Source organism: Streptomyces sp. SBT349, assembly GCF_001083795.1.
GTDB lineage: Bacteria > Actinomycetota > Actinomycetes > Streptomycetales > Streptomycetaceae > Streptomyces.
The window spans coordinates 1-25,142 of the sequence record NZ_LAVK01000029.1 but is presented as its reverse complement, the minus strand read 5'-3'; the positions used below and the strand labels follow the sequence as shown (position 1 = coordinate 25,142).

Sequence of the window (25,142 nt, the reverse complement as noted above, 5' to 3'; positions counted from 1 at the left end):
GCTGGTGCGGCGTGACATGGGGGAGCACTATCAGCGGCTCGCGGGCTCCTACGACGACAACTGGGCCTACAGCCCCGCGTTCGTGGAATGGATGTCGGCTGAGATCGCGCGGTCGCTGAGCCTGCGGGCGGGGGACCGCATGGCGGATGTCGGCTGCGGTACCGGCCTGTTCGCCAAGGGCATCGTGGCGGCCGTTCATCCCCGCCAGCCGGTGGTGTGTGCGGATCCGTCCGCGGCGATGCTGGAGCAGTTGGGCGAGTCGGAGAGCCTTCTGCCGTTGCCGGCATCGGCCGAGGATCTCGCCGAACGGCACATCGCGCTGCCCTTCGAACAGGCGGACGCGATGTGGCTGAAGGAGTCGGTGCATCACGTGCGGGACCCGGCGCGCACGCTGGCGGGTCTGGCGGGGCTGCTGGCGCCCGGTGGCAGGCTGCTGGTGGCCATGCTGCCGGCCACCATCGAGTACCCGCTGTTCGCTGAGGCGCTGCGGCGGTACGAGGTGTTGCAGCCGGACCCGTCGCGCATCGTGGAGCACCTGGGCGCCGCCGGGCTGCGCAGTGAACTGACCTATGTCGAGCATGAGTTGCGGCTCGATACGGAGCGGTATCTGGACATGGTCCGGTCGCGTTACATGTCGGTGCTCTCCACGTTCTCCGAGGCGGAGATCGAGGCGGGGATCGCGGAGATAAGGTCCCGGTTCCCGGGGCCCGAGGTGGTCTTCCCCGACCGGTTCGCCTTCGTACTCGGTGTCCGGGAGGGCTCCTCGGCCGGGGGCGCGCGGTGAGTGCTCAGGTGGACGAGCGGCTGCGGCGATTACGGGGCGAGCTGGACGACCACGCCCGGGTGGCGGAGCATCTCGGGATCGACCTGGAACGTCCGTTGCGGTCCCTGGGGGACGGCTATCCGGAGAACGCGATCGCGCTGGTCGGGAAGATCACGGAGAAGCTGCTCAAGCGGCTGTGGCATCACCACGAGATTCCGGGGGATCCTTCCGGCCGGATGCTCAGCGAACTGATCAAGGGCTGCCGCCCGCACATTCGCAGCACGGCGGTGATCAACGCGCTCACCGACATCCAACGCCTGCGGAACCGCTCCACGCACGATGGCTACGAGATCGCCGAGGAGGACGGTCTCCAGGCGGTGCGGCGGCTGGTCGATGTGCTGGCGTGGTTCACCAGTACCGCCAGCTCGGCGCTGACCGGGGATGATCCGCGGATGCAGCCGGAGGTCGCCCGGCGGGTCGAGTTCCTCGCCGGCCTCTACGTGACCTTGGGCTACCGGGTCGCCAAGCGTTTCGTGCTCTCCGAACGGACGGTCTACCAGCTGTTCTGCCGGGAGTCCGGGGTCCGACTCGAATATGTGGAGCTGCTGCTCTCCAAGGACACGGACGAACTGGGCAGCGTGCTGGAGAGCACCGGGGGTGAGCTGCTGCGCACCCGCCTGCCCAAACTCACCAGGTTCGTCATCCTGGACCGCGCCACGGAGGCGGTGCACCCGCTGCTGGGCCGGGATTACCGCATCGTGGACTACGACCGGTTCATCGACACCGTTGTCGACCTGAAGGCGCATCTGGCCTCCTGCGCGGCCGTCGTACCCGAGCTGCCGCCGCTGTCGGTGCCGGTGCCCGCCGCCGTGCTCGCCAGCGACTCCCGAACCGGCGAGAGCAGCCTGACGGACGTGGCGGATGCCGCCTCGCTCCTCGGCGGCCTGGTCCAGCGGTCGAACAACGTCCTGATCGTCGGTCGGCCGGGCAGCGGCAAAAGCACACTCCTGCGCAGCCTGGTCGCCGAATCCGGCCCCGCGGCCCGCCGGTTCCGCTTCTACTTCGACCTGAGCCTGAAGTCCAGGGAGGAGACCTTCGCCGAGTACGTCGCCCGGATCCTCGCACCATGTGTCCCACGCGAACGGTCGCGGGCGTTCGAGCTGTTCCTCTACCTGATCCGTTCCGGTTCGGCGCTGTGTGTCCTGGATGCCGTCGACGAGGCGGTGGACGAGCCGAGCCCGGCGGGATTCCTGCGGCTGTTCGCCGACCTGGCCGCCGTGCTGTCCGCCGAATCGTGTGTCGTCATGAGCTCCCGGGTGTCGTTCCTCGCCGACTCCCCGCAGATCCGGCGGCTGCTGGACGCCTCCAGCGCGGTGTCCGAGCAGCTTGTCGAGCAGATGTACGCCAACGGCGTCGACCCGCGGCGCGTTCCCCGCTTCACCGTGCTGCGCCTGACGGACTGCACCGCCCCGCGCGCCGGGGACGCCCACGTATCCGTCTCCGGTACACCGCTGGAACGCCGACTGCGCAGCGCGCTCCACCAGTCCGATTCCGCATCACTCGCGGAACTGATCGGTGCGCACCTCGACCACGTCCTCGCCTCCGCGGGGCTGGAGCACCTGGCTCCGGCGCTGACCGGCACCTGCGGCCGGGCGTTCCTCGAAGGGCGCTCGGTCTTCCCACTGTTGGAGCTGCACAACGCCCTGACCCCGCAGGTCTTCCACGAGGGCCGGATCACGCCGGAGGACTTCCGCCTGGCCGAGGCGTTCCGGCAGGCCGGTGAGCAGGGCATGGCCTTTCGCCACTCCGCCTACCAGGAGTGGCTCGCCGCCCGCTACCTCAGTGCCCCGGGCGGCCGGGAACACGCGGCCGACCTGCCGGGCGGGACCCACCTCACCGAGCAGCTCCGCGCCTTCCTCGCCCACCCCACGAGCACCGCACACCCCGCCCCCTCCGACGACTGCGTGCTGCCCGGCGGCGTCTACCTCGTGGGCCCCGCCGAACGCCTCCTGCTGCGCCGCGTTCCCCACCCGGTCCGTTTCGACCGGTACCCGGTCACCGTCGCCCGTTACCGCCGTTTCCTCGACGCGCTTCATCCGGACGGCACTTCTCCCTGGGACCACCCCGACCAGCCGCCCGGCACCAGCCACGCCCCATGGATCCAGCGGCTGCGCGCCGCGGACTACTACCGCGACGCGGCGTACGACAATCACCCGGCCATCGCCGTGACCTGGTGGGCGGCCCATGCCTTCGCCGCCTCGGAAGGCAAACGCCTGCCCACCTCCCTGGAGTGGGAGGCTGCGGCCCGCGGCACCGACGGTCGCCTCTTCCCATGGGGCGACACCCCCGACCTGAACGCGGTCAACAGCGCCGACAGGTGGGCCGGCCGACCGCTGGTCACCTACCAAGCCTGCAAGGAGGAGTTCGACCGCGGCGGACTGGGCCACGCCTGGGTCACCGCGGTCGACGAACGCCCGGCCAACCGCTCGCCCTACGGGGTGGCCGACCTGGTCGGCAACGTCTGGGAGTGGACCGCCAGCCGTGTCACCGAGCCCCGGGACGAGGCCGTCATCTGCGGTGGCGCCTACGACAACCCGCTGCGCGCCGCCCAGGCCAGCGCCAAGGCCCTGTACGCCCGTTCCCGGGCGAGCAACGCCGTCGGCTTCCGTTGCGTCGAGGACCTGGAGGAGGCACCGTGACGGCCGCCGACATCCCGCGGTTCGGCCGTGTCGTCGACCGGCGTCCTCATGGCGGCGGGGTCCACGGCCGCGCCAGCAGCTACGTGGTGCAGGACGAGGAGGACGGCCGCCACTACACCTTCGACTACACCCACATCGTCACCGAGGGCTTCCGCACCCTGCACACCGGGGAACGCGTCCGCTTCCACACCTCCCCCACCGACTCCTGGCGCGCGGAGTTCGTCATCCGGCTCGACCAGCCCGACCCCGAGGTGTTCTACGAGTGAGGCGCCGCCGCCCCTCCGCCACCGGCATCCGCCAGATCACCGCGGTCATCCTCCCCGTCCGGCTGCCCGGCGACCCGCCCTGGCCGCGCGGCCCGCTCCCCTTCACCCACCGCGACCGGCACACCACCACCGGCACCCGCCGCACCTACTTCACCCCCGCCGCCGCCCGGGTCCTGTACGGCACCTCCGAGCACCCCACCCGCTGGCACCACCGCACCACCCACCAGGACGGCCCCATCCGCGTCGACGGCGTCGAACTCCTGCGCACTCCCACGCAGGACACGCCCGAACGGGCCCTGGCCATATTCCACCTCACCCTCACCGGCCCCACCCTCCTCGACACCCTCCGCACCCTCGCCGGGCGCCCAGGCACCCCGACCTCCCCGCTGGGTGAACTCGCCCGTACCACCGGTCTGCGTGCCGACATCGCCACCGTCGAACCCGAGGTTCTTCCCTACACCGTCAGCCTCCTCACGCCTGGCACCCGCCCCCTCGCCCGCCTCCACCCGGGCCGCGATCACCGCTCCTGGCCCACCGCCCAGCAATGGCTGTGGGCCCTGGCCTCGCGCACCAACGCCGACGACTACCCTCCCGATCCCGCCACCGTTCCCGGTCTCACCGCCAACGCCCTGCGCATTTCCGCCGACTGGAGCGCCCTGGTCCTGCGCCAGGGAACCGCCTTCACCGGCCACCGCCCCGACCGCGGACCCGGCGACCCGTTCTACGGCTACGCCGAACTCCATGTCCGCAGCGTCTACCTCGACACCCTCCTGTTCGGCATGATCCAGCGCAGCCACATCGACCAGCTCACCGAGGACCTCGCCGACGTCTTCACCGGCCCCGGCGAGGCCAACCGCCTCACCGCCCTGGAACGCCGCATCGCCCGTTTCCGCAGCACCTACTGGCGTCAGCACCTCACCACCCACGGCACCGCCAACGACCTCCTTCTCGCCTACCAGAACCAGTACCGCCTGCCGGAACGCTTCACCGAGATCCTCGCCGAAGCCGCCGACCACAACCGGCTCATACAGACCCAGGAGAGCCAGCAGATCAGCGGCGCCCTCGGCGTCCTCACCATCCTCGGGCTGCCCCTCACCACCGCGTTGACCGCCCTTCAAGTCCTCGGATATCAGAGCCCCTGGCAACTCCTCACCGCCACCACCGGCGCCCTGGCCGCCACCACCGGCCTTCTCACCACCCCCTACGGTCGCCTCGTCCTCACCTCCCTGCGTGGCCGGGCGAAGGAGTAGAGGCGACGAGCCGCGGAGCCGCGCGACGGGGCGCGGTCTCCGGTGATGTGGTGGCTGATGCGGCGGTATGCCTTGGTGGCGTTCATGATGGGGGGGTGAAGCGACTTGTCGCCCGACTGTGGCGGATGATGCGGGGGCCCGTGCAGTGGCGGGTGCTGTGGCTGGCGAACGCGAAGTTCATGGTCGGCGTGACGGGCGTGGTGCGGGACGGGCAGGGGCGGATGCTGCTCCTGCGCCACCGCCTGTGGCCGGAGGGGCGGCAGTGGGGGTTCCCGACCGGATTCGCCGTCAAGGGTGAGGACTTCCGCGAGACGGTGGTGCGCGAGGTGCGGGAGGAGACCGGCCTCGTCGTCGAGATCGGCCGCCTGGTCCGGCTGAAGAGCGGCTACCGGCTCCGCCTCGAAGTCGCCTTCGAGGCGACGCTCACCGGCGGCACGCTGAAGCTCGACCCGTTCGAGATCCTGGAGGCGCGGTGGTGCTCCCTGGATGAACTGCCGGAGGGCATGCAGCCCGTCCACCGCGCCCTCGCGCTCGGGGAGACACCCGTTCCATGAACGGGTGTCACTCTTCGGGCGCCGCCTTCCACGCGCTGACGCCCAGGCGGCCGGTGGTGCCCAGGTCGAGGGGGCTGCTCGGGGTGACGCGCTGCGCCTCCTCGCCGGCGACCGGCACGATCTCCAGGTGGCTGACGTTGACCACCTCACCGTCCAGGGTGGTGTTCCGCCACAGCAGTCCGGCGGTGGCCCACTCGCCCGGGTCCAGGGCGACCGGCCGGGGCGGGTCGTCGAAGCCCTCGACGGTCGCGATGCCGCCCGAGCCGTGCAGAACCTCCACGTCGGTGAACGGCTGCCCCTCGGCGTCCAGCGGATACGGCTCCGGGTAGCCCTCGACCTCCCGCGCCGCGTCGGAGCAGTTGGTCAGCCGCACCGTCATCACGCGCAGCCCCATCGCGGCCTCCCCCTCTCCGAGGGAGACCAGCAGGCCGGACTCGGGGCAGGTCGGAGGGGCGTCGGGCGCGGGCACGTCCGGCACGTCGGGCGCGTCGGGTGCGTCGGGTGTGGCAACGGCCCCGGCGGAGGCGGACTCGATCCCGCACCCGGCGGCCAGCGCGCCGAGCAGGGCCAGCGCGAGCACGACGCCGCGGCGCGCGCCGCGAGGTTGGGTCATCACCCGCCGATCCTCGCACGCCTGTCCACAACTCCGCGTCGCCGAAGTCGGCCACGACGCGCAACTGGCCACCCAGCGCCCGCACAGAGGAGCGGAGCGTGGCCAACTCGGTCCGGTCGATGTCGCCATGCTCGATCGCCGAGACCCGTGGCGTGGACACGCCCATGGCCTCCCGCTTCTCCGCCGGGGACCGCACGGGCAGCCCGGCGGCGGATGCCCTGCCCGCCGGTGGGGCCTCACCCGGAGGGGGCCGTTCCGGTGAGCCGTTCCGACTCCTCCCGCGGGCGGCGGCCCGCCTCCGGGTCCCTCGCCGAGGCCGGTCGGCCCGCTGAACGCGGCGTTCGGGACGCCCACGCATCCTCTCCGGCCCGGCCTCGTTGGGTATCCGGCGGCATTCGGCGCCCGCTCGCGGCAGGGCGGTGGGCCCGGCCGAGAGGAGTGGCCCCATGAGCGAGGTGTCCGGCCGGAAGCTGCGGGTCGGGACGCGGAGTTCGCCGATGGCGCTCGCGCAGGTCGAGGAGGTCGCGGGGCTGATGCGCGCCCATGATCCCGGCCTGCGTCTCGACGTGGTGCCGGTCACCACGGAGGCCGACCGCTGGCACGGGAACCTCGCGACCATGGGTGGCAAGGGCCTGTTCACCGCGGGGATCGACGCGATGGTGCGGCGCGGCGAGGTGGACCTCGCCGTGCACTGCCTCAAGGACGTGCCCGGCGACGTTCCGCTGCCCGAGGGCCTGGTCCTCGCCTCCTTCCCGCGGCGCGGGGACGCGCGGGACGTGCTGGTCCTCCCCGAGGCCGACCGGCGGCGGAAGCTCGCCGATCTCCCGCCCGGCGCCGTCGTCGGCACCTCCTCCGTCCGCCGCGCCGCCCAGGTCCTGCGGGCGCGGCCGGACCTCAGGGTGGCGCGCGTCCGCGGGCTGGTCGGGACCCGGATCGACCGGCTCGACCACGGGGAGGACAGCACCCGGCCCGACGCGTTGATCCTCGCCGCCTCGGGCCTCGACCGGATCGGGCTCAGCCACCGCGTCCGCCAGTTCTTCGCCCCCGACGAACTCCTGCCGCCGGTGGGCGCCGGGATCCTCGGCCTGGTGTGCCGGGCGGACGACGACGCCGTTCTCTCCCTCCTCGCCCGCGTCGACCACCAGCGCACCGCCCGGGAGGCCGCGGCGGAGCGCGCCCTTCTCCAGGGCCTGCGCGGCCACTGCAACTCCCCGATCGCGGGCCACTGTTCGACCGGTCCCGGCGGCCGGCTCACCCTGCGCGCCATGGTGTTCTCGCCCGACGGCTCCCGCCTGGTCGAGGCGAGGGGCGAGGACGCGGCGACCGAGGCGGCGGCGCTCGGCGTCCGGGTCTGCGACGAACTCCTGCGCGCCGGCGCCCGGGAGATCATCGAGGCGATCGCCCACTGACGGCGGGCGCCGGGAGTGCGTACCGTTCTCCCATGCCCGAACTCGAACGGCTCCGCCACGATCACGCCCCGGCCCTTCTCGCGTTCGAGCAGGAGAACAGGGCCTACTTCGCCGCGTCCATCCCCGACCGCGGCGACGCGTACTTCGCCTCGTTCGGCCAGCGGCTCGCCGACCTGCTCGCCGAACAGGCCACCGGGGCATGCCACTTCCACGTCCTGATCGGCGGCGACGGCGAGGTGCTCGGCCGGGTCAACCTGGTCGATGTGGCGGACGGCTCCGCCGAGCTGGGCTACCGCATAGCCAAGAGCGCCGCCAACCAGGGCCTGGCGACGGCCGCCGTCCGGCAGCTCTGCCTGCTGGCCGCGACCGAGTACCGGCTGACCAGCCTGCGCGCCGCGACCACACTGGACAACGCGGGCTCCCGAGCCGTCCTGGCCCGCACCGGCTTCGTCGCCACCGGCGAGATCCGCCTCGGCGACCGCCCCGGCCTCTCCTACGTCCGCACCCTGAGCGACGTCCCCCAGCCCGTCGGCTCCTGAGCGGGAACCGCCGGCGCCACCACGTCGTCCGTTTCCAGGAGGACATTCCGCCTTTGACCCTTTGGCCGCACGTGTCGTGAACGCCGGTCGGCTCCCGTCCTCCTACGCTCCGTCGTCCACGGCTACCGAACGGGGGGATCGCTGTGACGCGCCCCGGACCTGGTCGGCACCCCCACCGAGCTGGTCGACACGGCGGGCAACGTCGCCTGGCACGCGCGCAGCACCCTCTGGGGCGTCACGGCCTGGCCCGGCGAGAGCACCGCCTACACCCCGCTGCGGTTCCCCGGTCAGTACCACGACCCGGAGAGCGGCCTGCACTACAACTACCACCGTTACTACGACCCGGAGACCGCGCGCTACGCGACGAGCGACCCGCTGGGCCTGGCCCCCGCGCTGAACCCGCGCACCTACGTCGCCAACCCCCACACCTGGTCCGACCCCCTCGGCCTCGCCCCGTACCAGCGGTACCGCACGGACCGCCGCGGCCCCGACGAGATCTTCGACGACGGGTTCGATCCGATGGGCACCAACATGGACCTGGAGCAGCACCAGGCGGGCCTGGGCGGGACGTACTACCCGGAGTCGGGATTCGTGGGCACGACGGAGTCGCTCGCCTACGGACAGCAGCGCCAGCAGGAGACGGGGATGTACCTCTACGACATCCGCGCGAACGACGGCGGCCGTGACGTCAACGCCGAACTCCCCGGCAACAACAGCTCGCACGAGATGGAGCACGCCTACCCGCGGTCGATCGACCCCTCCGAGATCGCGGGCGTCTGGGACACGTCAGGTAACTACACTGCGAATCCGAACTTCGGAGGTAGGAGATAAATGCCGGACGTCGTCCTGGACGCGGTGGCGGATGACCACCGGAGGGAAGCCGTGGAGATCGCGTACTCCGAGGAGCCGCCGTTCGTCCTGCGCCTGCGGCGCGGGCCGGACGCCGCACCGGTGTCCTTCGAGGCCACCAACCTCTTCGCGGGCCTGACGAAGCTCAGGGCGCACCTGGAGGCGGACGGGCTGGTGCTCTGCTGCCAGGGCGCCCGGCCGGACGTGACCCCGTCGGGGCTGGAGAACCAGATGTCGGGCGGGCGGTACGTGTACACGTTCACGCCGGGTACCCGAGCCGTGAACCAGGAGTACGTGGACATCTTCGCCCCGGCGGCGCGGGAGGACGTGGTAACGGTCGCGGAGCAGCGCGCGGCGGTCCTGGCGTTCCACGGCCTCCCGGACACGGGCTGGCAGCCGAGCTGACGCGCGTCCTCCTCGACGCGGTGGGTGACGGCGGCAGGACGGAGTGTGTGGAGAACGACATCCCCGGGACGCCGCCCTACGCGCTGCGGGTGCGCCGCATGCGGCGCACGCGGGCGTCCGGCGCGTGGCGGCCCGGATCCGAGGAGTCGCCGACCGTGTACGAGGCGAACGACCTGTTCGCCGCCCTCGGCACACTGCGGCTGGCGCTGGAGGCGAGGGCTGCTGCTCTGCTGCCAGGGGGCCAGGGGCGACGTGACGTCCTCGGGGATGGAGCGGCAGGCGGGTGGGCGCCACGTCTTCCCGTTCACGCCCGGGACGCGCCTGAGGCACCAGGAAAGCGTCGACATCTTCGCGCCGGCCACCCCCGACCAGGTGGTCACGGTGGCGGAGCAGCGCAGGGCGATCTTCGCCTTCCACGGCCTGCGCGACCCCGGCGGCCTGCCGGACACGGGCCGGGAGCCCGCCTGACGCCTGGCGGTCACGCCGGATTCATATGACGTACGCGCGTGACGCGTACAAGGCATGCCATGGGTGCCATGGGTCTGTGCAGTCGTCTCGCCGTCGAACGGGCCGAGCCCTGCGAGGGCTGCGGCGTCGCCGGTCCGCTGGTCCTCCGGTTCCACTACGGCTCGGCGACGATGCGGCTGCACGGGATCGGCTCGGTCATCGAGTGGGGGGTCAACCCCAAGGGGGTCCCCGCGGGTGGCTATGTGGAGATACCCGGCTACCCGGAGCGGTGCGAGGAGTGCGGCGACGACGTCCCGGGCCGGTATGTCATCGCGATCGAGCACGAGCGGATCGTCGGCTACCGCACCGGCGAGGGGAGCGACACGGCCGCCGTGCCCTGGTGACACGCGTGAAAGCCCCGCCCCGGAGGAGAGGTGTCTCCTCCGGGGCGGGGCCTTCGGGTGGTCGGCCGCCGGGGCCGATCAGTACGCGCTGTCGACGTTGTCCATCGAGCCGTAGCGGTCGGCGGCGTAGTTACAGGCGGCCGTGATGTTGGCGACCGGGTCGTAGATGTCGTCGCTGGTGCCCTCGACGTGGTACTGCTCGAAGGTCGGGTCGATGACCTGGAGCAGGCCCTTGGACGGGATGTTCTTCTCGGCGTTGGTGTCCCACATGTTGATCGTGTGGGGGTCACCGCTGGACTCGCGCATCAGGTTGCTGTGGATGGCGTCGTACGAGCCCGGGATGTCCTTCTCGTCCATGATCTCCAGGGCCTCGTCGATCCAGCGGTCGATGTCCTCGTCGGAGGCGGACCTGGCGTCGGGCTGCTCGTGCTTGGGGATGACGACCAGGCGGCCGTCGTCGGTGTAGTCGGCGCCACGGCCCTTGTCGGCCTTCTCGATGGCGGTGCCGCGGTCGGCGTCGTCGTCGCGCTCCGCGCCGCGGTCACGCTGCGCGTCGTCGCGGTCGTCGCGGTCGTCGCGGTCGGGGCCGCCGTCGTCGTGACGGTCGTCGTCGGCGCCGGGGGCCTGGCCCATCAGCCCGTCGGGGGCCTGCGGGGCGTACGCCATGGGCGCGGCGGTTCCCTCGGCGGCCTGCGTGGCGCCGTGGGCTCCGGCCTCGTCGGCGCTCGCGCCGGGCGCGAAGGGAAGGGTCAGGGCGGCTGTGCCAGCGGTAACGATGCCGGCCAGCGCGACCGTGTGGGTCAGGGTGCGGCGGGTGCCGTTGGTGCTGGCGGTCATGAGACGTACCTCGTTCCTCTGCGGGGTGCGTATGGGTGCCGCAGGACGCGACGTGGCCCACTATGGGAACTGGCTCCGCGGCACCGCAAAAACAAGATCCACTAGGCTTCTTCGTAGGGTCGGCGCCCGCCGAACCGCCGTCTTACGCCCCGCGGCACGCCCCCATGGAGTCGGTCCCCGGTCCGCTCCTATTCCCCTTCGGATGTGACGAGCATCGCGTGGGCGGGCTCACAACGGGGCCCCCACTCGCGCACCCCCCGGATCGGCGCGTGGTACGCAGCGCGACGCCACCGGCCTCGCTCGGGGCCCGCGTCAGACCTCGCGGACCACCACGTCCAGGCGGCCCGGCTCCGCCGGATCCTCCTCGACCGTCCAGCCGAGGCCGCGGAGCGCGGCGGTCAGGCGGACGGGGCTGCGGAGCGGGGCGCCCGACTCCAGGAGGGCGCGCAGCAGGCGGCCCTTGGTGGCCTTGTTGAAATGGCTGACCACGGAGCGTCGTTCGACCCCGTTCACGACGCGTGACTGGAGAACGCGGACCGTGACGGTGCGGCGGGCCAGGTCGCCGGAGGGGCGCCACATCGCCGCGTAGGCGGAGGAGCGCAGGTCCAGGACGGGCCCGCCGTCCGCGGTCTCCTCCATCGCCTCGGTCAGCGGCCCCCGCCAGAACGTGCCCAGCGGCCCCGTGCCCGGCAGCCGCACCCCGCCCGAGCAGCGGTAGGCGGGGATGCGGTCGGTGATCCGCACCGCGCCCCAGAGCCCGGAGAAGATGAGCAACGAGGCGCGCGCCCGGCGCCGCGCCGGCGCGCTCAGCGTGGCGAGCGCCAGCGCGTCGTAGAGCACACCCGTGTACACCTCGCCCGCCGGGCGCGCGGGGGCATGACGCAGCGCAGCGTTGCGCGCCACCTCGCCCCGCAGCCCCTCGCTCAGGCCCAGCACATCGGCGGCCTTGTCCGCGTCGCCCGAGCAGAGCCCGGTCAGCTCGTCCAGCACCCGTTCCCTGGCCGCCGTGAGGCCGGGCAGCGACAGCGCCCCCAGATCCACCGGCGCCCCGGACGTCTTCTCGGCCTTGCCCTCGGACGGCGGCAGCAGTACCAGCACGGTCAGAAGGGTACGGCAGACGCCCGTGCCCGAGGCACACTGCCGTCATGGACCACGCGACCTGGGCCCGGATAGCGATCACGCCGGGCGCGCGCCCCCTCGACCTGATGACCGCGCGCTTCAGGCGGCAGCAGTACGCGCCCCACGCCCACGAGGAATTCGCCATCGGCGTGTGCACGGCGGGGCGCGAACGGATCAGGTACCGGGGCGCCGACCATGTGGCCGGGCCGGGCAGCATCGTGGTGCTGGAGCCGGGGGAGACCCATACCGGCGGCTCGGCCGGGCCCGAGGGATACGCGTACCGGGTGCTGTACCCGCCCGCGGCGCTGGTCGCCGAGGGCGTCGGCGTCCCACCCCACTTCCCCGAACCGATCGTCGGGGACCCCGCGCTGGCCACCGCGCTCGCCCGCGCCCACCGGGCCGCGACCGCCCCCGACCGGCTGGCGGCCGAGTCCGGGCTCCTCCACCTGCTGGCCGTCCTCGCCGTGCGCCACGCCGGGGCCAGGCCCGTCCGCCCGGTCCCCGAGGCCGAACGCGTCGCGCACGCCGTGCGCGACCGGCTTGCGGACCAGCTGTGCACGCCCCCCACGCTCGCGGAACTCGCCGCCGACCTCGGCCTCTCCCGTTTCCAGGTGCTCCGCGCCTTCCGCGACAGCACGGGCATGCCGCCCTACGCCTGGCTCGCCCAGCACCGGGTGGGCCGCGCCCGCGCCCTGCTCGACGCGGGCCGCCGCCCGGCCGAGGCGGCGGCGGCCACCGGCTTCGCGGACCAGGCGCACCTGACCCGCTGGTTCAAGAGGGTCCTGGGCGTGACGCCGGGCGCGTACCGCAACAGCGTTCAAGACGCCCGGTACCCGCGCCCCTGACGCTGGGGGCCATGTCCCCGCTCGGCTGGTTCCTCTTCGCCCTGATGAGCGTCATCTGGGGCGTCCCCTATCTCATGATCAAGGTGGCCGTCGACAGCGTCTCGGTGCCCATGGTCGTCTTCGCCCGCACCGCGATCGGCGCGCTGCTCCTCCTCCCGTTCGCCCTCTCCGGGCTGCGGCACCTGCGGGGCCACGCCTGGCCGCTGCTGGCGTTCGCCGCCTGCGAGATCATCGGGCCCTGGGCGCTGCTCTCCGACGCCGAGCGCCGCCTGTCCAGTTCCATGACCGGGCTGCTGCTCGCGGCCGTCCCCGTCATCGCCGTGCTGGTGGCACGGGCGACCGGAGGGCGCGAACGCCTGGGCGCGCGCCGTTGGGCGGGCATGGGCATCGGGCTCGGCGGCGTCGCGGTGCTGGCGGCCCCCGGGCTGCGCGGCGGCGGCGCCTGGTCGCTGACCGAGGTGCTGCTGACGGCCGTGGGCTACGCGGTGGCGCCGGTGATCGCCGCCCGTCACCTGCGGGATGTGCCCACGCTGCCGCTGACGGCCGGGTGCCTGACGCTGGCCGCCGCGGTCTACGCCCTGCCCGCCGCGGCGACCTGGCCGGACGAGATACCGCCCGCCGGGGCGCTGGCCTCGCTCGCCGGCCTCGGGGTGGTCTGCACGGCGCTCGGCTTCCTCGTCTTCTTCGAGCTGATCCGCGAGGCGGGAACGTCACGGGCGATGGTCTTCGCCTACGTCAGCCCCGCGGTCGCGGTGGCGGCGGGCGTCCTCTTCCTGGACGAGCCGCTGACCGGAACGATCGTGGCGGCGTTCACGCTGATCCTCGGCGGCTCCTTCCTGGCCACGGGCGGCTCGCCCGAGCCCCCGGGTAAGATCGTGGGTACGGCGGACGAGCCGGCCGGGCGGCCGCGTCGGGATCACAGCGATCCCGCCGAGGAACGTCCGGGCTCCGCAGGGCAGGGTGGTAGGTAACGCCTACCTGGGGTGACCCACGGGAAAGTGCCACAGAAAGTAGACCGCCGGCCGCTTCGGCGGCCGGTAAGGGTGAAACGGTGGTGTAAGAGACCACCAGCGCCCAGGGTGACCTGGGCGGCTCGGTAAACCCCACCCGGAGCAAGGTCAAGAGGGGCCGCCGGAAGGCGGCCCTGCGCGGACGTTCGAGGGCGGCCCGCCCGAGTCCGCGGGTAGACCGCACGAGGCCGGTGGCGACACCGGTCCTAGATGGATGGCCGCCTCCCCCGGCGCCGCGAGGCCCCGGGGAGACAGGACCCGGCGTACAGGCCGACTCGTCCGCCGCCCCGCTCTTTCCGCAGGTCGGAGCGGGTATTCCTGCGGGCTTGCGCCCACGGGGTCCAATCGGGGTCCATTTCGGTGAGCAGGTCGTTCCACGGACCGGCACACCCTCGCGCCGCGATGGTTGGCCTCGAATCGCCAGTGAGTCTGGCACATAAGGGGCGGCTCAGGTCAAGTGCCCCAGTCGGGCGTCACCCAGGAACGAGCGCATGAGTGTCGTCCGGGCCGCGCGCCTGGACGGTTTTCGGGTCGTGCTGGCCGGAGGCGCCGAGCCGGGACGTGTAGAAGTGCTTGAGATCGTGGAACCGGGTACGCCGCGGTAGCCCGGCCAACTCCACGGCCGCACGCCACTTCTCGTTGAACTCACTGCGCTGCGACGGTCGGCCGAACCGGTTGGTCACGATCAGCCCCTCGTCCGGCGGCGGCACATACCCCCTCGCCCGGCGCCGACGCTCGCTGCGCGCGGTCACCTGACTCACCCGGGGAAAGCACGCCTTGTGCTCGGCCAGCCGCTCGATCAGAAAGTGATCGACGGGCAAGGTGGCGTAGCTGGACTTGGTCTTGAGCTTGGCGGCCTGCCCTCGCTGGCGCTGCTCCCTGATGTACAGGAGGTCCCCCTCCCAGCCCACCGCGGTGTCCTTGAGCCCAAATGCCTCGCCTTCGCGGCAGCCGGAGCAAGCGGCGATCCACACAAGGATTTCGTAGCGCGGTTCCACTTCTCGCATCGCCGCTGCCAGAGCGGCGACCTGCTCCGGAGAAAGTGCGACCTTGACCCGCCCCTCGACCTCCGGCAGCTCGATGCGGGAGACGATGTTGGCCGGTAGCGGGACGTCCGCATCGATCATGTAGTTCATGAGGATGCGCCAGGTCTTGAATACCTGCACGACTGTGTAGGGCGAGTCGATGCCCGGCTTGTCGAGCAGGTGATCGACGAAGGCCATGGTGTCCCGCCGTTTCAGGGTCTGGGCGGATCGCCTCCCGGCAACGGGACGATGTGATTGCGGAGGTGGCTTTCGTAGGTATCGGTCGTGTTGGAGTTCTTGTTTCTCTTTCTTCTCCGCTCGATCATCTCGTTCGCGTAGAATTCGACCTTCATCTTGCCCACCTCTGGATCGACTCAGCTGCTTTGGCGCATGGCCGCCCGGACCTCGTCCAAGTGGTCGCGCGCCTCCTGCCACGAGCTGAACGTCGGCCGGCGTCGCCTGCCGGCGGGGTCGCGGTAGCGCGCCTGCCACTGCTGGCCCCGCGCAGCAGCCCTCTATTCGTCCACCGACGCCGAGTTGCAGGTGAAATACCCAGCCGGACTTCCACCTCGACAGGCATCATAAGTCGGTCGACCGGACCCATGTAAATGGCCTCTGCTGTCTTTCTCACGACGGTGTCGTGGTCGTTGCGCTACCTCCTGGGAATGGGGGAGAGATTTGGTCGGGACCCGTGTTCGGCGAGAAGACGCCAGGCATGTGACTGCTCCTTCTTTCCCCACAAGATGATGTTCCGATAGTGGGGAGGTGTGTCGGTTCGACACCACCGGGTAGACGGGGTCGAGGGGCCGGTTCTGCCACTCGGTCATGCCGTCCATGACCTTGTCCGTGATCGTGGAGATCGTCTGACGGGACACCTCGGCGCCGTAGACCCGGCCAGGTGGGCCTGGACCTCTCCGGTCGTCAGGCCCTTCGCGGCCAGCGAGATCACCATCTCGTCCACCCCGGTCAGGCGCTTCTGCCGCTTCTTGACCATCTTCGGCTCGAAGCTGCCCTCCCGGTCACGGGGCACGGATATCTCGACCGGGCCGACATCGGTCAGCACCGTCTTGGAACGGGCGCCGTTGCGGCTGTTCCGGCCGTTCCTGCCGGCCGCGCCGTGCTTCTCGTAGCCGAGATGATCGGTCATCTCGCCCTCAAGGGCGGACTCCAGCAGCCGCTTGGTCAGCTGCTGGAGCAGCCCGCCCTCACCGGTCAGCTTCAGGCCCTCGGCCTGGGCGCGGTCGACGAGCTGGTCGATCAACCGCTGCTCCACCGCGGCCGACGCCTGACCCTCAACCGCCTGGATCGGACCGTTCTTGGACATGTTCTCGCTGGTCACAGGTGCATCTTCCATGATCGGGATACACCACTCGTTTTACAGTCCCGGAGAGTGACTCGGACCGCCCGGGCTGTGAGGGACCGGCGTCCGTGGAGGATGGGTGTGCCGGCGGGTTTCGCTGCTCACGCATGAGCGTTGCTGTAGTGCGGTCTCATCGATGGAGAGCGCTGCGGCGCGGCGACCTGGCCGCGGGCCGGGAGCCGGCCGCCGCGGTGTGGCCGGTGACGCCGGACACTGGGGCGGGGCGGCTCGTCGGGGCGGCCGTGCCGCCCATGGGAGGCAGAACGCGGCCACTCAGGTGAGCGGCTGTTCGGTGAAGTTCCTGAGCACCAGTGCGCCTGGAGCCTCGATGAGGCGTCCGCCTTCGTCGATCCTGCCGAGTTCCACGGGCGACAGGCCGAGTGTGCGGGCGAGCTCGGCGATCTGGGAGCCGGCCTCGTCGGAGTCGCTGGAGACGAAGACCACACGCTTGCCCTGGCCGGAGGGCACTTCGGCGGCGAGCGTCTGGGCGGGAAGCTGGTTGAAGGCCTTCACGATCTGCGCGCCGGGCAGGACCTCGGCCGCGTACTGCGAGGAGAGCCGGCCCTTGAGGATGTCGCCCGCGTTGGGCGCGTAGTGCGCGTTGGTGGTGTCGACGACGATCTTCCCGTTCCAGTCGGGCAGGGCGTTGCTGAACGTCTCGACCGCGCCGAACGGGATGGCCATGAAGATGACGTCGCTCGCCAGTGCCTCAGTGAGCGTCACGGCCCGGACCGTAGAGCCCCAGGAAGCGGCGAGTTCGCTGATCGAGCGCGGTCCGCGGGTGTTGGCGATGCTCACCTCGACTCCGGCCCGGGCGAAAAGGCGCGCCAGCGCCGAACCGATGTTTCCGGTGCCCACGATGGCGTAGCGGGTGTCTGTAGACATGTGTGTTTCCTGTTCCAGTCGATTGCTGAGGGCTGTCGGGACGGCAGAGCGGCTCCGTCGCCGCGTTCCTGTCGGTGGCGCCAACCTCCGCTGGCCAATTTGGTTGAGGTGTTAACCAAACCCTACGGCGAGCTAGTTAACGTGTCAACCAAAGCGGTAGGGTGGACTTCATGGATGAACCGCGATGGCTGGACGAGCGTGAACAGCGAGCTTGGCGCAGCCTCATGAAGATGCAGGCCGGCCTGTCCGAATACATCGAGCGGCAGCTGCGCACCCACAGCGGGCTGTCCTCCGCCGACTACCAGGTGCTGGCCCACCTGTCCGAGGCACCCGAGGGGCGCCTGAGGTCGTTCGCACTCGGGGATGTACTGCGATGGGAGAAGAGTCGCCTGTCGCAGCACCTGACCCGCATGCAGAACCGCGACCTCATCCGCCGCGAGCGATGCCCGACCGACCAGCGAGGGGCAGTCGTGGTCATCACCGAACAGGGCCGCACCCTCATCGAGGCAGCCGCCCCGCTCCACCTGGCTGACGTACGCAATGTGCTGATCGACCACCTGATCCCCGCGCAAATGGACCTTCTGATCGAATTGGGGGACCAGGTGGAGGCGCGACTCGCCGCGGTCGATCAGAAGCCGGGATGAGCCCTTGCGTACCCGCCGGGCTGACGCCGACCGTGCCGTCAGAGTCTCGCGGGTACGCACGGGTGTCGAGCGGCGGGCAGAAGCTCGACCGGCAGATCGATGCCCTCACCGCCGCCGGGTGCCGGAAGATCTTCTCGGACGAGAAGTCCGGCAAGAGCACGCTCTTCCCGGAGCTGAAGGCGTGCCACGCCTTCCTCGACGCCGGCGACACCCTTGTCGTCCCCTCGCTCGACCGCTACGGCCGCAGCCTCCAGGACCTCATCAAAACATGGTCGCCGAGCTGCGCGAGCGCGGAATCGGCTTCACCTCGCTGCACGAGAACCTCGACACCACCACCCCCGGCGGACGGCTCGTCTTCCACGTCTTCGCCGCCCTGGCGGAGTTCATCCGCGAACTCATCGTGCAACTCACCGCATAGATCCGACCGTGTCCCGTTACGGCATCCTCCAGGCCACCGGACACCTCGTACGCCACGGCCCTGGTGCGGTTCTGTCCACCGGCGGTTACGCCGCCGTCGCCCTGTTGAGCAGCGGCACCCGCAACTGGGCCAGGGTGTAATCGCCACTGCCGCACCAGTAGAGGCGGTACACCACGGGCAACCAGGGAGCGGGACGGCGGCCTCCGCAGGCCGCGACCATCACCACCACAAGCGGCTGACCTTCGCAGACATAATCGAAGCGCCCGTGATTCCCAAGCTCAGAGCGCGAGTTCGATTCTCGTCGCCCGCTCCACGACGAAGGCCCAGGTCATAAACCCGGGCCCTTTTGTTGTCCGGGCCCGCTGTGCTGTCAGCCCGCGCTCATCCATGTGTCTGGACGGGGCAGTCGGCGGCGACGACCAGGGAGACCGCGAACATAAGAAGTCGCCACACGGCCATCACCGGGCGGCGCATTGCGCGGGGCAACTGTGCCAGGGAGGCGTGCAGTCGCTCGCAGTAGAACGGGACGCGGCGCTGCTCGTCGGACAGGATCCGTTCTGTCACCTCCGCGGGGAGCGAGTCGTCCGTGCCATCGCGCAGGGCGCGGTAATAACGCGACGCCACCACTTCCGCGATCATCAGGACCAGCAGTTCCATGCGTAGGCCCATGAGACGCCGCGACCGTACGAAGACCGTGTCGCTCCAGTGCCCGGTCGACGTCGGTATGCCCCCAGCCCCCAGCAGCCAGCAGCCAGCCCCCAGCAGCCAGCAGCCAGCAGCCAGCAGCCGGGCAAGGACCGCCTGTGCGTAGTCGGTGTCGCCGGCCTGGTCCGCTTTGCCGACGAGGTTGGCGCCGTCACCGTCCTCGCCGACCTGGAAGCGCGGTATGAAGCGGCTGCGCGATCCCGGAGAGCCGGTGCAGCGGCTGGTGGTCCGGGCCGGGGGTATCGGCGGGCAGCTGGGGCCGGTTCTGCTGCAACTGCCTTCGCAATTCCGAGCGGACATTCAGGCTCTGAACGCCTGCCTGAGCTGCTTTCCCGATTCGGTCCGGGTGGCCATCGAGTTCCGCCACTCGTCGTGGAGGGCGGCGGAACCGGTGCTGCAGGCGGTGCTGGAACGGCACGGCAGCGCTCTGCGCTGGGCGGATCGGGGGTCCCGGCCGGTGACTCCGCTGTGGCGGACCGCGTCATGGGGGTACGTGCGGTTTCACGGCGGCACGGCAAAGCCGCCACCGAGCTACGGACGCCAGGCGTTGACGTCCTGGGCGCGGCGCATCGCCGACGCCTGGCCCGACGAGGACGACGTGTACGTGTACTTCAACACAGGTGCATGGTGCGGGGGTGACCGGGCTTACGGGAGGGCCATCCGGGGTCGCCGGTGGCGGCGAAGCGGATCCAGCTCCGGTGCACCCGTTGTGCCAGGTCGGCGGGTGGGAGCACGGTGCCGAGCAGTATGGATCGCCGACCACCCCATCCGTCAGGCGACTGCCGGCATGCCGTCCAGGGCCGGCCTGAGAGGGCCGTGTCCCCCGTGCGAGCTACGTGCAGCTGTCCTCCCTGGGGCGACGATTACGTGCGGCTGGATCCCTAACGTGGTCACAGCCGCCGCGCTCCTGCCGCGGATCCAGTAAGGAGTCTCATGAGAATCGTCTGGCAGCTTGTGGCCGTCTTGGCCATCGCCCTGATCGGCAACCAGGCTGTTGCCGCGGCGCAGGGGAATCCGTGGCTCAGCCTTGGCCTCGGCGCCCTGACAGCCGTGCTCGGCGTGCTGGTTTACAGGTGGGTGGTGGGGCGGACCGAGCGGCGACCGGTCACGGAGTTGGCCCGGAAGGGTGCCGTGGGAGCGGGGGCGCGGGGGGTACTGATTGGCCTCGCGTTGTTCGGGGTCGTGATCGTGAACATTGCCTCCGCCGCGGAGAACAAGTTCGACGGCCTGGGTTCGGTGACGGGCGCGGTAACACTGTTCGGCGTGATGACCGCTGCCGCCGTGTCGGAGGAACTGTTGTTCCGCGGGATCCTGTTCCGGATCACCGAAGAACGCGCCGGCAGCTGGATCGCGCTGGCGCTGACCGGTCTGCTGTTCGGTCTGTTGCACCTGGTCAACCCGGACGCCACTCTGTGGGGTGCCTTCGCCATCGCCATCGAGGCCGGCGGCATGCTCGCCGCCGCGTACGTGGCAACGCGCACGCTGTGGCTGCCGATCGGGCTGCACTTCGGCTGGAACTTCGCCGAGTCCGGCATCTTCAGCGCCGGGATCTCGGGCACCGACACCCAGCAGGGGCTGCTGGACTTTGAGATCTCCGGCCCGCAGCTGATCACCGGGGGCGACTTCGGCCCGGAGGGCAGCGTGTACTCGGTGGTGTGGGGCGTGCTGTTGACGATCGTGTTCATGTGGCTGGCCCACCGGCGCGGACATGTGGTGCCCCGTCGTCGGCGCGTCGGCCGGGGCGAGGCCGCCGCTACACTCCCCCAGTGACCGATCTGCGGAAAGTCTGGGGGCTGCGGGGCCGACTCGACGTCACGGTCCGCGATCTTCCGCTCGGGCTGTTTCTCCTCGGCGGGTCGCTGCTGCCGTGGTTCGACGGGCGCGGGTCACAGCTCGGGGGTATGCCGACCCACTCCTTCGATGCCCTGGCCGCCGTGGCGCTCGCCCTCGAATGCCTCCCGCTCGCCGTGCGCAGGCGGTGGCCGGTCGTCTGTCTCGCCCTGGTGTCGCTCGGCTTCATAGTCGACCAACTCCGGGGGTACCACCTGCTCGCGGGCGCCGCGCTGCTCATCGCCCTGCTGAGCGCGGGATCCCATCTGGCACGGCACCGGCGCGCCACCGTGCTGCTCCATACCGCGGCGTACGTGTCACTGGCGGTCGTACTGCTCCGGCTCGGTTCCGGGGAGTCACCGGGCGGGTTCGCGACGTTCTATCTGGTGCTGGCCTGCGCCTGGGGCGCCGGGGCATGGCTGCGCGCCACCCGTACCACCGCGGCCGAGCGCCGCCGGCGGGACGCCGAGGAAACCCGGGTCGCCGAACGCACCCGCATCGCCCGCGAGCTCCACGACGTCGTGTCCCACCACGTGACGGCGATGGTCGTGCAGGTCGAGGCAGCCCGCTATCTGACCGCCGCGCCCGAGCGCCTCGACCAGACACTGGCCACGGTCGGCGACACCGGCCGGCGGGCCATCACCGACCTGCGGCATCTGCTCGACCTACTCAATCCCGACCACGGCACCGAAGCCAGGACGCCGCACGTCGGCAGTGTCCTCACCATCGTGGAACAGACCCGCCGGGCCGGGCAGCCGGTGGAGTTCACCGAGAAGGGCACGCCGGCGGAGTCGACAGGAAGCGCCGAACTCGTGGCCTACCGGGTCGTGCAGGAGTCCCTGACCAACGCCCTCAAGTACGCTCACGGCAGCCGCATTTCGGTCCAGGTGCACCACGGCGAGAACGAGATCACCGTGGAGGTCGTCACGGACGGTTCCGGCTCGCCGGCCCCGGTCCCCGGCGGGAGCGGGCGTGGCCTTGCCGGTCTCCGCGAGCGGGTCGACGTCCTGGGCGGCGACTTCAGCGCGGGCCGGCGGGAGGGCGGCGGCTTCGTCGTACGGGCGCGTATACCCGCAGGGAGCCCTTCGTGACCGCGCCGATCCGGGTCCTGGTCTGCGACGACCAGATTCTCGTACGCACCGGGCTGGCGACGATCATCGGCGCCCAGCCCGACCTCGAGGTGGCAGGCGAGTGCGGGGACGGACGGACCGCGGTCGAGCTCGCGGGTCGGCTGCGCCCGGACGTCGTGGTGATGGACATACGCATGCCGGTGCTCGACGGCATCGAGGCGACCCGCCTGCTGGCGGGTGCCGGGGTGCAGCAGCCTGTCAAGGTGCTCGTGGTGACCACGTTCAACCTGGACAAGTACGTCTACGAGGCACTGCGCGCGGGGGCCAGCGGGTTCCTGCTCAAGGACGCGCCTCCGACCCAACTGCTCCAGGGCATCCGGACCGTTACCATGGGAGCTGCACTGCTGGACCCTGAGGTGACACGCCAACTCGTGGGCAAGTACGCCACCCGTATCCGTCCCGCCGTCGGCGCCCCGCACGACATTCCGCTGACCCCACGCGAACTGGAGGTCCTCCGCCTCATCGCGGACGGCCTCTCCAACAGCGAAATCGCCGCGGCCCTGGTGATCAGCAGGGAGACCGTCAAGACCTTCGTGTCACGCATCCTCACCAAACTCGGACTCCGCGACCGCGTCCAGGCCGTCGTCTACGCCTACCGCCAGGGCCTGGTGACCTGAGGTGGTACGGACGGGCGGTGGCCGCCGGTCCGTTGTCACCGGGGCCTCACGTCTGAGGCTCGGCGGGGCCCGGATGGGCAAGACCACCCTGCATCTTCTGCGGAAACATGGCGGCCGATGTCCGCTCTGCGGGGGGCTGTTGCTGCACGCCGATCACGAGCCGCAAACTCCCGACCAGTGGGAGCAGTGGCTCAAGGTCACCCGCGTCGCGATCCGCAAACACGCGATCACCGCCGACGCGGGCAACGGCATGCCGGACAAACCCGTCGTCCCACGCCTGATCCACACCCACTGCCACCATCGGCTGAACACCGACAACGGCCAGCGGTCGGCACTTCTGACCGCCCGCGAGCCCACGGGCTTGCTTGAGCTTGGGATTCATCCTCGTCGGGCTTGGTGTTCCTTGATTGTTTCGGCGCGTCTGACTGCCTTTCCGACGTCGTGGCGTGCGGCCCGTTGCTTGTTCCTCGAGCCGGGAGGCCGTCCCGGGCCTGGCTTGGACGGTTTCGGTGCCGCCGCTGGGCGAGTGGTGTTCGGGCGGAGGTTGCGAAACCCGCGGCGGACGCGGGCTGGGGTGAGGTGGCGGGCCGCGGCGGGCCGTTCCCAGGGTCGGCGGAGGTCCTCGGCGAGGGGCCGGGCGAGTCGGAGTTGGGTGTGGGCGGCGATGATGAGCCAGGTCCACAGGTCGGCTCTGTCGGCGTGGCGGATCTTCGGGGCAGTCCAGCCGAGCGTCTGCTTCAGGAGCCTGAAGGTGTGCTCCAGGTCGAATCTGCGGAGGAACGACTGCCACCAGCGGTCCACATCCGCGCCGGTGGCAGCGGTGGCCGAGGACCACAGCCAGACCGGTTTCGGGTCCCGGTCGCCCGGCAGGCGCTCGACCTTCAACCACGCCAGCGTGCCGTGCAGGATGGGTAGTTCCTCCTGGGCGTGGTCCAGCCAGGGGCCGCGGTGGGTGAGCATGGGGTGCATCCGGTCCCACGCGATCGCCTCCGCGGTGCCGTAGCGGGTGGTGTCCGTGAGCGTGGTGACCTCGGGTTGATGCCAGCTCTCGGGCTTCGCGAAGGTGAGGGCGCCGCCGTGCCGACGCGGGCGCCCGCCCTTGGGGGTGGAGCGTGCGGGGCCCGCGTCGCGGAGCATGACGCGGTCCGAGCGCAGCCGCTCGACCAGCACGACCGGCAGATCCGCGAGAACGGGCCCAAACGGATCCCACCAGCCCCACCCGGCCAACTGGCCCAGGGCAATCCGCGCCGTCCGGGCCTGGCTCGGCCCCTGGACCAGCCTCCAACGCTGCTGGCGAGCCTGGACCAACGAGCCACCGCCACCCGAACTCCAGGATCTGATCAACGCCGTCGGCACAGGCCACCAGCTTGATCTCTACTGCCCGGTTCAACAAACCACCGCTAGGTCAGGTTGGTGCGGGTGTGGGTATGTCGCGGCGGCAGGTGGGGCAGGCGCCGGTCCAGGCTGCGAGGAGTGTTTGTAGCTCGCGGACGACTTGGTAGAGGCTCAGGCTGGCGCCGTTTCTTTTGGGGCGTGGGCCAGTCGTTGCAGGGTGCAGAAGGCGTGTGCGACGGATACGAGGGTGACGTGGTGGTGCCAGCCGGTGAAGGTGCGTCCCTCGAAGTGGGCCAGGCCCAGGGCCTGTTTCATCTCCCGGTAGTCGTGTTCGATGCGCCACCGGAGCTTGGCGAGCCGGACCAGTGTGGTCAGCGGTGTGTCGGCGGGCAGGTCGGAGAGCCAGGACTGGACCGGTTCCGGTTCGGTGGCGGGCCACTCGGCCAGCACCCAGCACTCGGGAAGTCCGGCTCCGTCGGTGGCCCGGACGATCTCGCGGCCGGCGGGCCGGATCCGCAGGGCGACGAAGCGGGAGTAGATCCGCTTGAAGCCGCTGCGGCTCTTGCCGGGGCGGGAGCCCTGGCGCCATTGCACCGGCTTGGCCGCCTTCCGCCCGGCCATGGTGACCAGCTGTTTCACCGACTGCGGCTGGTCCGGGTACTTCGCCACCGGCGGGCGCCCGGTCCCGGAGTAGGGCATGGTCACCGGGACAGTGTCGCCGGGGTGGGCCGACAATGTGCTGGAAATGTCGATGGGTGCTGACGCCGCCCCCGCTGTTGGTCGCCGGCGAACGACCTGGTCGCCTACCGCCTCAGCGGGGCGATCCTCAGGAGGACGGTCACGCCTTCGCGGGAGTCGAGTTGTCCCCTCCGAGTTGAGTTCGCACGTCGCGGGGCACGCGCACGCCGTGCCTGCGCATGTTGGCGATGAACCGCGCGGCGAGCGGGTCGAGTGTGGTAGGGGTGACCGCCACCAGTTGCCTGACCCAGTGTGGTGAGAACGATCGGACCGCGCCCGGGAAGCCCGCGCTGATCGCGCTCACCGGGCATACCGCGACCCCTAGTACTGCAACCGCAGCTGGCGTGACGGATGGCGTTGGGTCTCGTTGGTGTGACTGTGTGCTGATGGACTGGTGGTTGAGCGGGTCGAGTCGTGGTTCGAGGGGATAGCCGGGCTGTGTGCCC

The 25,142-nt window shown here is 70.9% G+C and carries 26 protein-coding genes, 1 other RNA gene and 7 pseudogenes; 22 read left to right on the top strand and 12 right to left on the bottom strand.

The features are described 5' to 3' along the window. Positions 1–4 precede the first annotated feature (4 nt). The 5 genes from ADY01_RS05980 to ADY01_RS05960 all read left to right on the top strand — a co-directional run bounded on the left by ADY01_RS05980 (position 5) and on the right by ADY01_RS05960 (position 5,532). Positions 5–784, top strand: coding sequence for a class I SAM-dependent methyltransferase (locus ADY01_RS05980; RefSeq protein WP_234320098.1), 780 nt, complete (start codon positions 5–7; stop codon positions 782–784). Further along, on the top strand, positions 781–3,462 hold the full coding sequence (locus tag ADY01_RS05975) for an SUMF1/EgtB/PvdO family nonheme iron enzyme (protein WP_049566722.1): 2,682 nt from the start codon (positions 781–783) through the stop codon (positions 3,460–3,462). Before ADY01_RS05980 ends, ADY01_RS05975 begins: the two co-directional genes overlap by 4 nt. Further along, complete coding sequence (locus ADY01_RS05970; RefSeq protein WP_078900043.1) at positions 3,459–3,728, top strand: hypothetical protein; 270 nt, start codon at positions 3,459–3,461, stop codon at positions 3,726–3,728. Before ADY01_RS05975 ends, ADY01_RS05970 begins: the two co-directional genes overlap by 4 nt. Beyond that, positions 3,725–4,978, top strand: a complete 1,254-nt coding sequence (locus ADY01_RS05965; RefSeq protein WP_049566717.1) for a hypothetical protein — start codon at positions 3,725–3,727, stop codon at positions 4,976–4,978. The genes ADY01_RS05970 and ADY01_RS05965 overlap by 4 nt, the downstream gene beginning before the upstream one ends. Positions 4,979–5,073: 95 nt before the next feature. Continuing rightward, on the top strand, positions 5,074–5,532 hold the full coding sequence (locus tag ADY01_RS05960; protein ID WP_049566713.1) for an NUDIX domain-containing protein: 459 nt from the start codon (positions 5,074–5,076) through the stop codon (positions 5,530–5,532). A gap of 7 nt (positions 5,533–5,539) precedes the next feature. Here the strand turns inward: ADY01_RS05960 and ADY01_RS05955 are convergent, their stop codons facing one another. Then, positions 5,540–6,145, bottom strand: coding sequence for a DUF4232 domain-containing protein (locus ADY01_RS05955; RefSeq protein ID WP_053170550.1), 606 nt, complete (start codon positions 6,143–6,145; stop codon positions 5,540–5,542). Between the two features lie 446 nt (positions 6,146–6,591). On the opposite strand from ADY01_RS05955, the gene hemC reads away from it, so the two are divergent. From hemC to ADY01_RS05925, 6 genes and pseudogenes are all read left to right on the top strand, one after another. After that, complete coding sequence (gene hemC, locus ADY01_RS05950) at positions 6,592–7,554, top strand: hydroxymethylbilane synthase (RefSeq protein WP_063784132.1); 963 nt, start codon at positions 6,592–6,594, stop codon at positions 7,552–7,554. 32 nt (positions 7,555–7,586) lie between these two features. After that, positions 7,587–8,093 carry a GNAT family N-acetyltransferase gene (locus ADY01_RS05945; RefSeq protein WP_049566711.1) on the top strand — a complete coding sequence of 169 codons (507 nt, stop codon included), beginning with the start codon at positions 7,587–7,589 and terminating at the stop codon, positions 8,091–8,093. A gap of 156 nt (positions 8,094–8,249) precedes the next feature. After that, positions 8,250–8,924, top strand: a pseudogene (locus ADY01_RS40345) (RHS repeat-associated core domain-containing protein); the annotation flags it as partial. Continuing rightward, positions 8,925–9,347 (top strand): hypothetical protein, encoded by a 423-nt coding sequence (locus ADY01_RS05935; protein ID WP_049566705.1) that lies wholly within the window; start codon positions 8,925–8,927, stop codon positions 9,345–9,347. 252 nt (positions 9,348–9,599) lie between these two features. Beyond that, positions 9,600–9,815 carry a hypothetical protein gene (locus ADY01_RS05930; protein ID WP_159000984.1) on the top strand — a complete coding sequence of 72 codons (216 nt, stop codon included), beginning with the start codon at positions 9,600–9,602 and terminating at the stop codon, positions 9,813–9,815. A 59-nt stretch (positions 9,816–9,874) separates the two neighbouring features. Next, positions 9,875–10,198, top strand: coding sequence for a hypothetical protein (locus ADY01_RS05925; RefSeq protein ID WP_159000982.1), 324 nt, complete (start codon positions 9,875–9,877; stop codon positions 10,196–10,198). 78 nt (positions 10,199–10,276) lie between these two features. Here the strand turns inward: ADY01_RS05925 and ADY01_RS36260 are convergent, their stop codons facing one another. Next, positions 10,277–11,035 carry a transglycosylase SLT domain-containing protein gene (locus ADY01_RS36260; protein ID WP_063784131.1) on the bottom strand — a complete coding sequence of 253 codons (759 nt, stop codon included), beginning with the start codon at positions 11,033–11,035 and terminating at the stop codon, positions 10,277–10,279. A 312-nt stretch (positions 11,036–11,347) separates the two neighbouring features. Then, positions 11,348–12,133, bottom strand: coding sequence for a peroxide stress protein YaaA (gene yaaA, locus ADY01_RS05915; RefSeq protein WP_049566696.1), 786 nt, complete (start codon positions 12,131–12,133; stop codon positions 11,348–11,350). Between the two features lie 47 nt (positions 12,134–12,180). Between yaaA and ADY01_RS05910 the strand changes: the two genes are divergently transcribed. From ADY01_RS05910 to rnpB, 3 genes and pseudogenes are all read left to right on the top strand, one after another. Continuing rightward, a complete protein-coding gene (locus ADY01_RS05910) occupies positions 12,181–12,999 on the top strand; it encodes an AraC family transcriptional regulator (RefSeq protein WP_049566693.1) in 819 nt (272 codons plus the stop codon). An 11-nt stretch (positions 13,000–13,010) separates the two neighbouring features. Further along, positions 13,011–13,781, top strand: a pseudogene (locus ADY01_RS36685) (DMT family transporter); the annotation flags it as partial. Positions 13,782–13,888: 107 nt separating this feature from the next. Further along, positions 13,889–14,291, top strand: an RNA gene (gene rnpB / locus ADY01_RS35895) — RNase P RNA component class A. 191 nt (positions 14,292–14,482) lie between these two features. Here the strand turns inward: rnpB and ADY01_RS05900 are convergent. The 3 genes and pseudogenes from ADY01_RS05900 to ADY01_RS05890 all read right to left on the bottom strand — a co-directional run bounded on the left by ADY01_RS05900 (position 14,483) and on the right by ADY01_RS05890 (position 17,279). Then, positions 14,483–15,232, bottom strand: a complete 750-nt coding sequence (locus ADY01_RS05900) for a tyrosine-type recombinase/integrase (protein WP_199826175.1) — start codon at positions 15,230–15,232, stop codon at positions 14,483–14,485. Between the two features lie 581 nt (positions 15,233–15,813). Beyond that, positions 15,814–16,358 (bottom strand): annotated as a pseudogene (locus ADY01_RS05895) (transposase); the annotation flags it as partial. 309 nt (positions 16,359–16,667) lie between these two features. After that, on the bottom strand, positions 16,668–17,279 hold the full coding sequence (locus ADY01_RS05890) for an NADPH-dependent F420 reductase (RefSeq protein WP_049566690.1): 612 nt from the start codon (positions 17,277–17,279) through the stop codon (positions 16,668–16,670). 170 nt (positions 17,280–17,449) lie between these two features. On the opposite strand from ADY01_RS05890, the gene ADY01_RS05885 reads away from it, so the two are divergent. From ADY01_RS05885 to ADY01_RS40335, 3 genes and pseudogenes are all read left to right on the top strand, one after another. Beyond that, a complete protein-coding gene (locus ADY01_RS05885; RefSeq protein ID WP_049566787.1) occupies positions 17,450–17,923 on the top strand; it encodes a MarR family winged helix-turn-helix transcriptional regulator in 474 nt (157 codons plus the stop codon). Next, positions 17,920–18,132 (top strand): annotated as a pseudogene (locus ADY01_RS40340) (recombinase family protein); the annotation flags it as partial. The gene ADY01_RS05885 and the pseudogene ADY01_RS40340, both read left to right, overlap by 4 nt. 59 nt (positions 18,133–18,191) lie before the next feature. Beyond that, the gene (locus tag ADY01_RS40335; protein WP_234320097.1) at positions 18,192–18,341 is read left to right on the top strand and encodes a recombinase family protein; all 150 of its coding nucleotides are present in this window, start codon (positions 18,192–18,194) and stop codon (positions 18,339–18,341) included. 85 nt (positions 18,342–18,426) lie between these two features. On the opposite strand, the gene ADY01_RS40330 is transcribed toward ADY01_RS40335, so the two are convergent. Further along, on the bottom strand, positions 18,427–18,567 hold the full coding sequence (locus tag ADY01_RS40330) for a hypothetical protein (protein ID WP_234320096.1): 141 nt from the start codon (positions 18,565–18,567) through the stop codon (positions 18,427–18,429). 155 nt (positions 18,568–18,722) lie between these two features. Further along, entirely contained in the window at positions 18,723–19,346 is a 624-nt protein-coding gene (locus tag ADY01_RS38900) for a ferritin-like domain-containing protein (protein ID WP_159000980.1), read from the bottom strand. Here ADY01_RS38900 and ADY01_RS41750 point away from each other — a divergent pair. From ADY01_RS41750 to ADY01_RS05860, 4 genes are read left to right on the top strand one after another with little or no spacing between them, the layout of a single operon-like run. Next, positions 19,228–19,971, top strand: a complete 744-nt coding sequence (locus tag ADY01_RS41750) for a DUF72 domain-containing protein (protein WP_078900042.1) — start codon at positions 19,228–19,230, stop codon at positions 19,969–19,971. The two genes, ADY01_RS38900 and ADY01_RS41750, sit on opposite strands and share 119 nt — an antisense overlap. 8 nt (positions 19,972–19,979) lie before the next feature. Then, entirely contained in the window at positions 19,980–20,816 is an 837-nt protein-coding gene (locus tag ADY01_RS05870; RefSeq protein ID WP_049566687.1) for a CPBP family intramembrane glutamic endopeptidase, read from the top strand. Continuing rightward, positions 20,813–21,967: a sensor histidine kinase gene (locus ADY01_RS05865; RefSeq protein ID WP_049566683.1), complete on the top strand. Its 1,155-nt coding sequence runs from the start codon at positions 20,813–20,815 to the stop codon at positions 21,965–21,967. The genes ADY01_RS05870 and ADY01_RS05865 overlap by 4 nt, the downstream gene beginning before the upstream one ends. After that, entirely contained in the window at positions 21,964–22,623 is a 660-nt protein-coding gene (locus ADY01_RS05860) for a response regulator (protein WP_049566681.1), read from the top strand. Before ADY01_RS05865 ends, ADY01_RS05860 begins: the two co-directional genes overlap by 4 nt. A 46-nt stretch (positions 22,624–22,669) precedes the next feature. Here ADY01_RS05860 and ADY01_RS05855 read toward each other — a convergent pair whose 3' ends face one another. Continuing rightward, entirely contained in the window at positions 22,670–23,005 is a 336-nt protein-coding gene (locus tag ADY01_RS05855) for a hypothetical protein (RefSeq protein ID WP_049566678.1), read from the bottom strand. Continuing rightward, positions 23,002–23,811, bottom strand: a pseudogene (locus ADY01_RS05850) (transposase); the annotation flags it as partial. The pseudogene ADY01_RS05850 and the gene ADY01_RS05855, both read right to left, overlap by 4 nt. Between ADY01_RS05850 and ADY01_RS41745 the strand changes: the two are divergent. Further along, a pseudogene (locus ADY01_RS41745) lies at positions 23,809–23,994 on the top strand (IS701 family transposase); the annotation flags it as partial. The pseudogenes ADY01_RS05850 and ADY01_RS41745 overlap by 3 nt on opposite strands. A gap of 135 nt (positions 23,995–24,129) precedes the next feature. Here the strand turns inward: ADY01_RS41745 and ADY01_RS05845 are convergent. Further along, positions 24,130–24,711: pseudogene (locus ADY01_RS05845) on the bottom strand (transposase); the annotation flags it as partial. Positions 24,712–24,796: 85 nt separating this feature from the next. After that, positions 24,797–25,000 (bottom strand): hypothetical protein, encoded by a 204-nt coding sequence (locus tag ADY01_RS36675; protein ID WP_199826174.1) that lies wholly within the window; start codon positions 24,998–25,000, stop codon positions 24,797–24,799. Between the last annotated feature and the right edge of the window lie 142 nt (positions 25,001–25,142).

Coding starts and splice junctions, on each gene's coding strand:
- ADY01_RS05955 (WP_053170550.1), bottom strand. CDS start 6,145: ATGACCCAACCTCGCGGCGCGCGCCGCGGCGTCGTGCTCGCGCTGGCC.
- hemC (WP_063784132.1), top strand. CDS start 6,592: ATGAGCGAGGTGTCCGGCCGGAAGCTGCGGGTCGGGACGCGGAGTTCG.
- ADY01_RS05945 (WP_049566711.1), top strand. CDS start 7,587: ATGCCCGAACTCGAACGGCTCCGCCACGATCACGCCCCGGCCCTTCTC.
- ADY01_RS05935 (WP_049566705.1), top strand. CDS start 8,925: ATGCCGGACGTCGTCCTGGACGCGGTGGCGGATGACCACCGGAGGGAA.
- ADY01_RS05925 (WP_159000982.1), top strand. CDS start 9,875: ATGGGTGCCATGGGTCTGTGCAGTCGTCTCGCCGTCGAACGGGCCGAG.
- ADY01_RS36260 (WP_063784131.1), bottom strand. CDS start 11,035: ATGACCGCCAGCACCAACGGCACCCGCCGCACCCTGACCCACACGGTC.
- ADY01_RS05910 (WP_049566693.1), top strand. CDS start 12,181: ATGGACCACGCGACCTGGGCCCGGATAGCGATCACGCCGGGCGCGCGC.
- ADY01_RS05900 (WP_199826175.1), bottom strand. CDS start 15,232: ATGGCCTTCGTCGATCACCTGCTCGACAAGCCGGGCATCGACTCGCCC.
- ADY01_RS05890 (WP_049566690.1), bottom strand. CDS start 17,279: ATGTCTACAGACACCCGCTACGCCATCGTGGGCACCGGAAACATCGGT.
- ADY01_RS05885 (WP_049566787.1), top strand. CDS start 17,450: ATGGATGAACCGCGATGGCTGGACGAGCGTGAACAGCGAGCTTGGCGC.
- ADY01_RS40335 (WP_234320097.1), top strand. CDS start 18,192: ATGGTCGCCGAGCTGCGCGAGCGCGGAATCGGCTTCACCTCGCTGCAC.
- ADY01_RS41750 (WP_078900042.1), top strand. CDS start 19,228: ATGAAGCGGCTGCGCGATCCCGGAGAGCCGGTGCAGCGGCTGGTGGTC.
- ADY01_RS38900 (WP_159000980.1), bottom strand. CDS start 19,346: ATGTCCGCTCGGAATTGCGAAGGCAGTTGCAGCAGAACCGGCCCCAGC.
- ADY01_RS05870 (WP_049566687.1), top strand. CDS start 19,980: ATGAGAATCGTCTGGCAGCTTGTGGCCGTCTTGGCCATCGCCCTGATC.
- ADY01_RS05855 (WP_049566678.1), bottom strand. CDS start 23,005: ATGAATCCCAAGCTCAAGCAAGCCCGTGGGCTCGCGGGCGGTCAGAAG.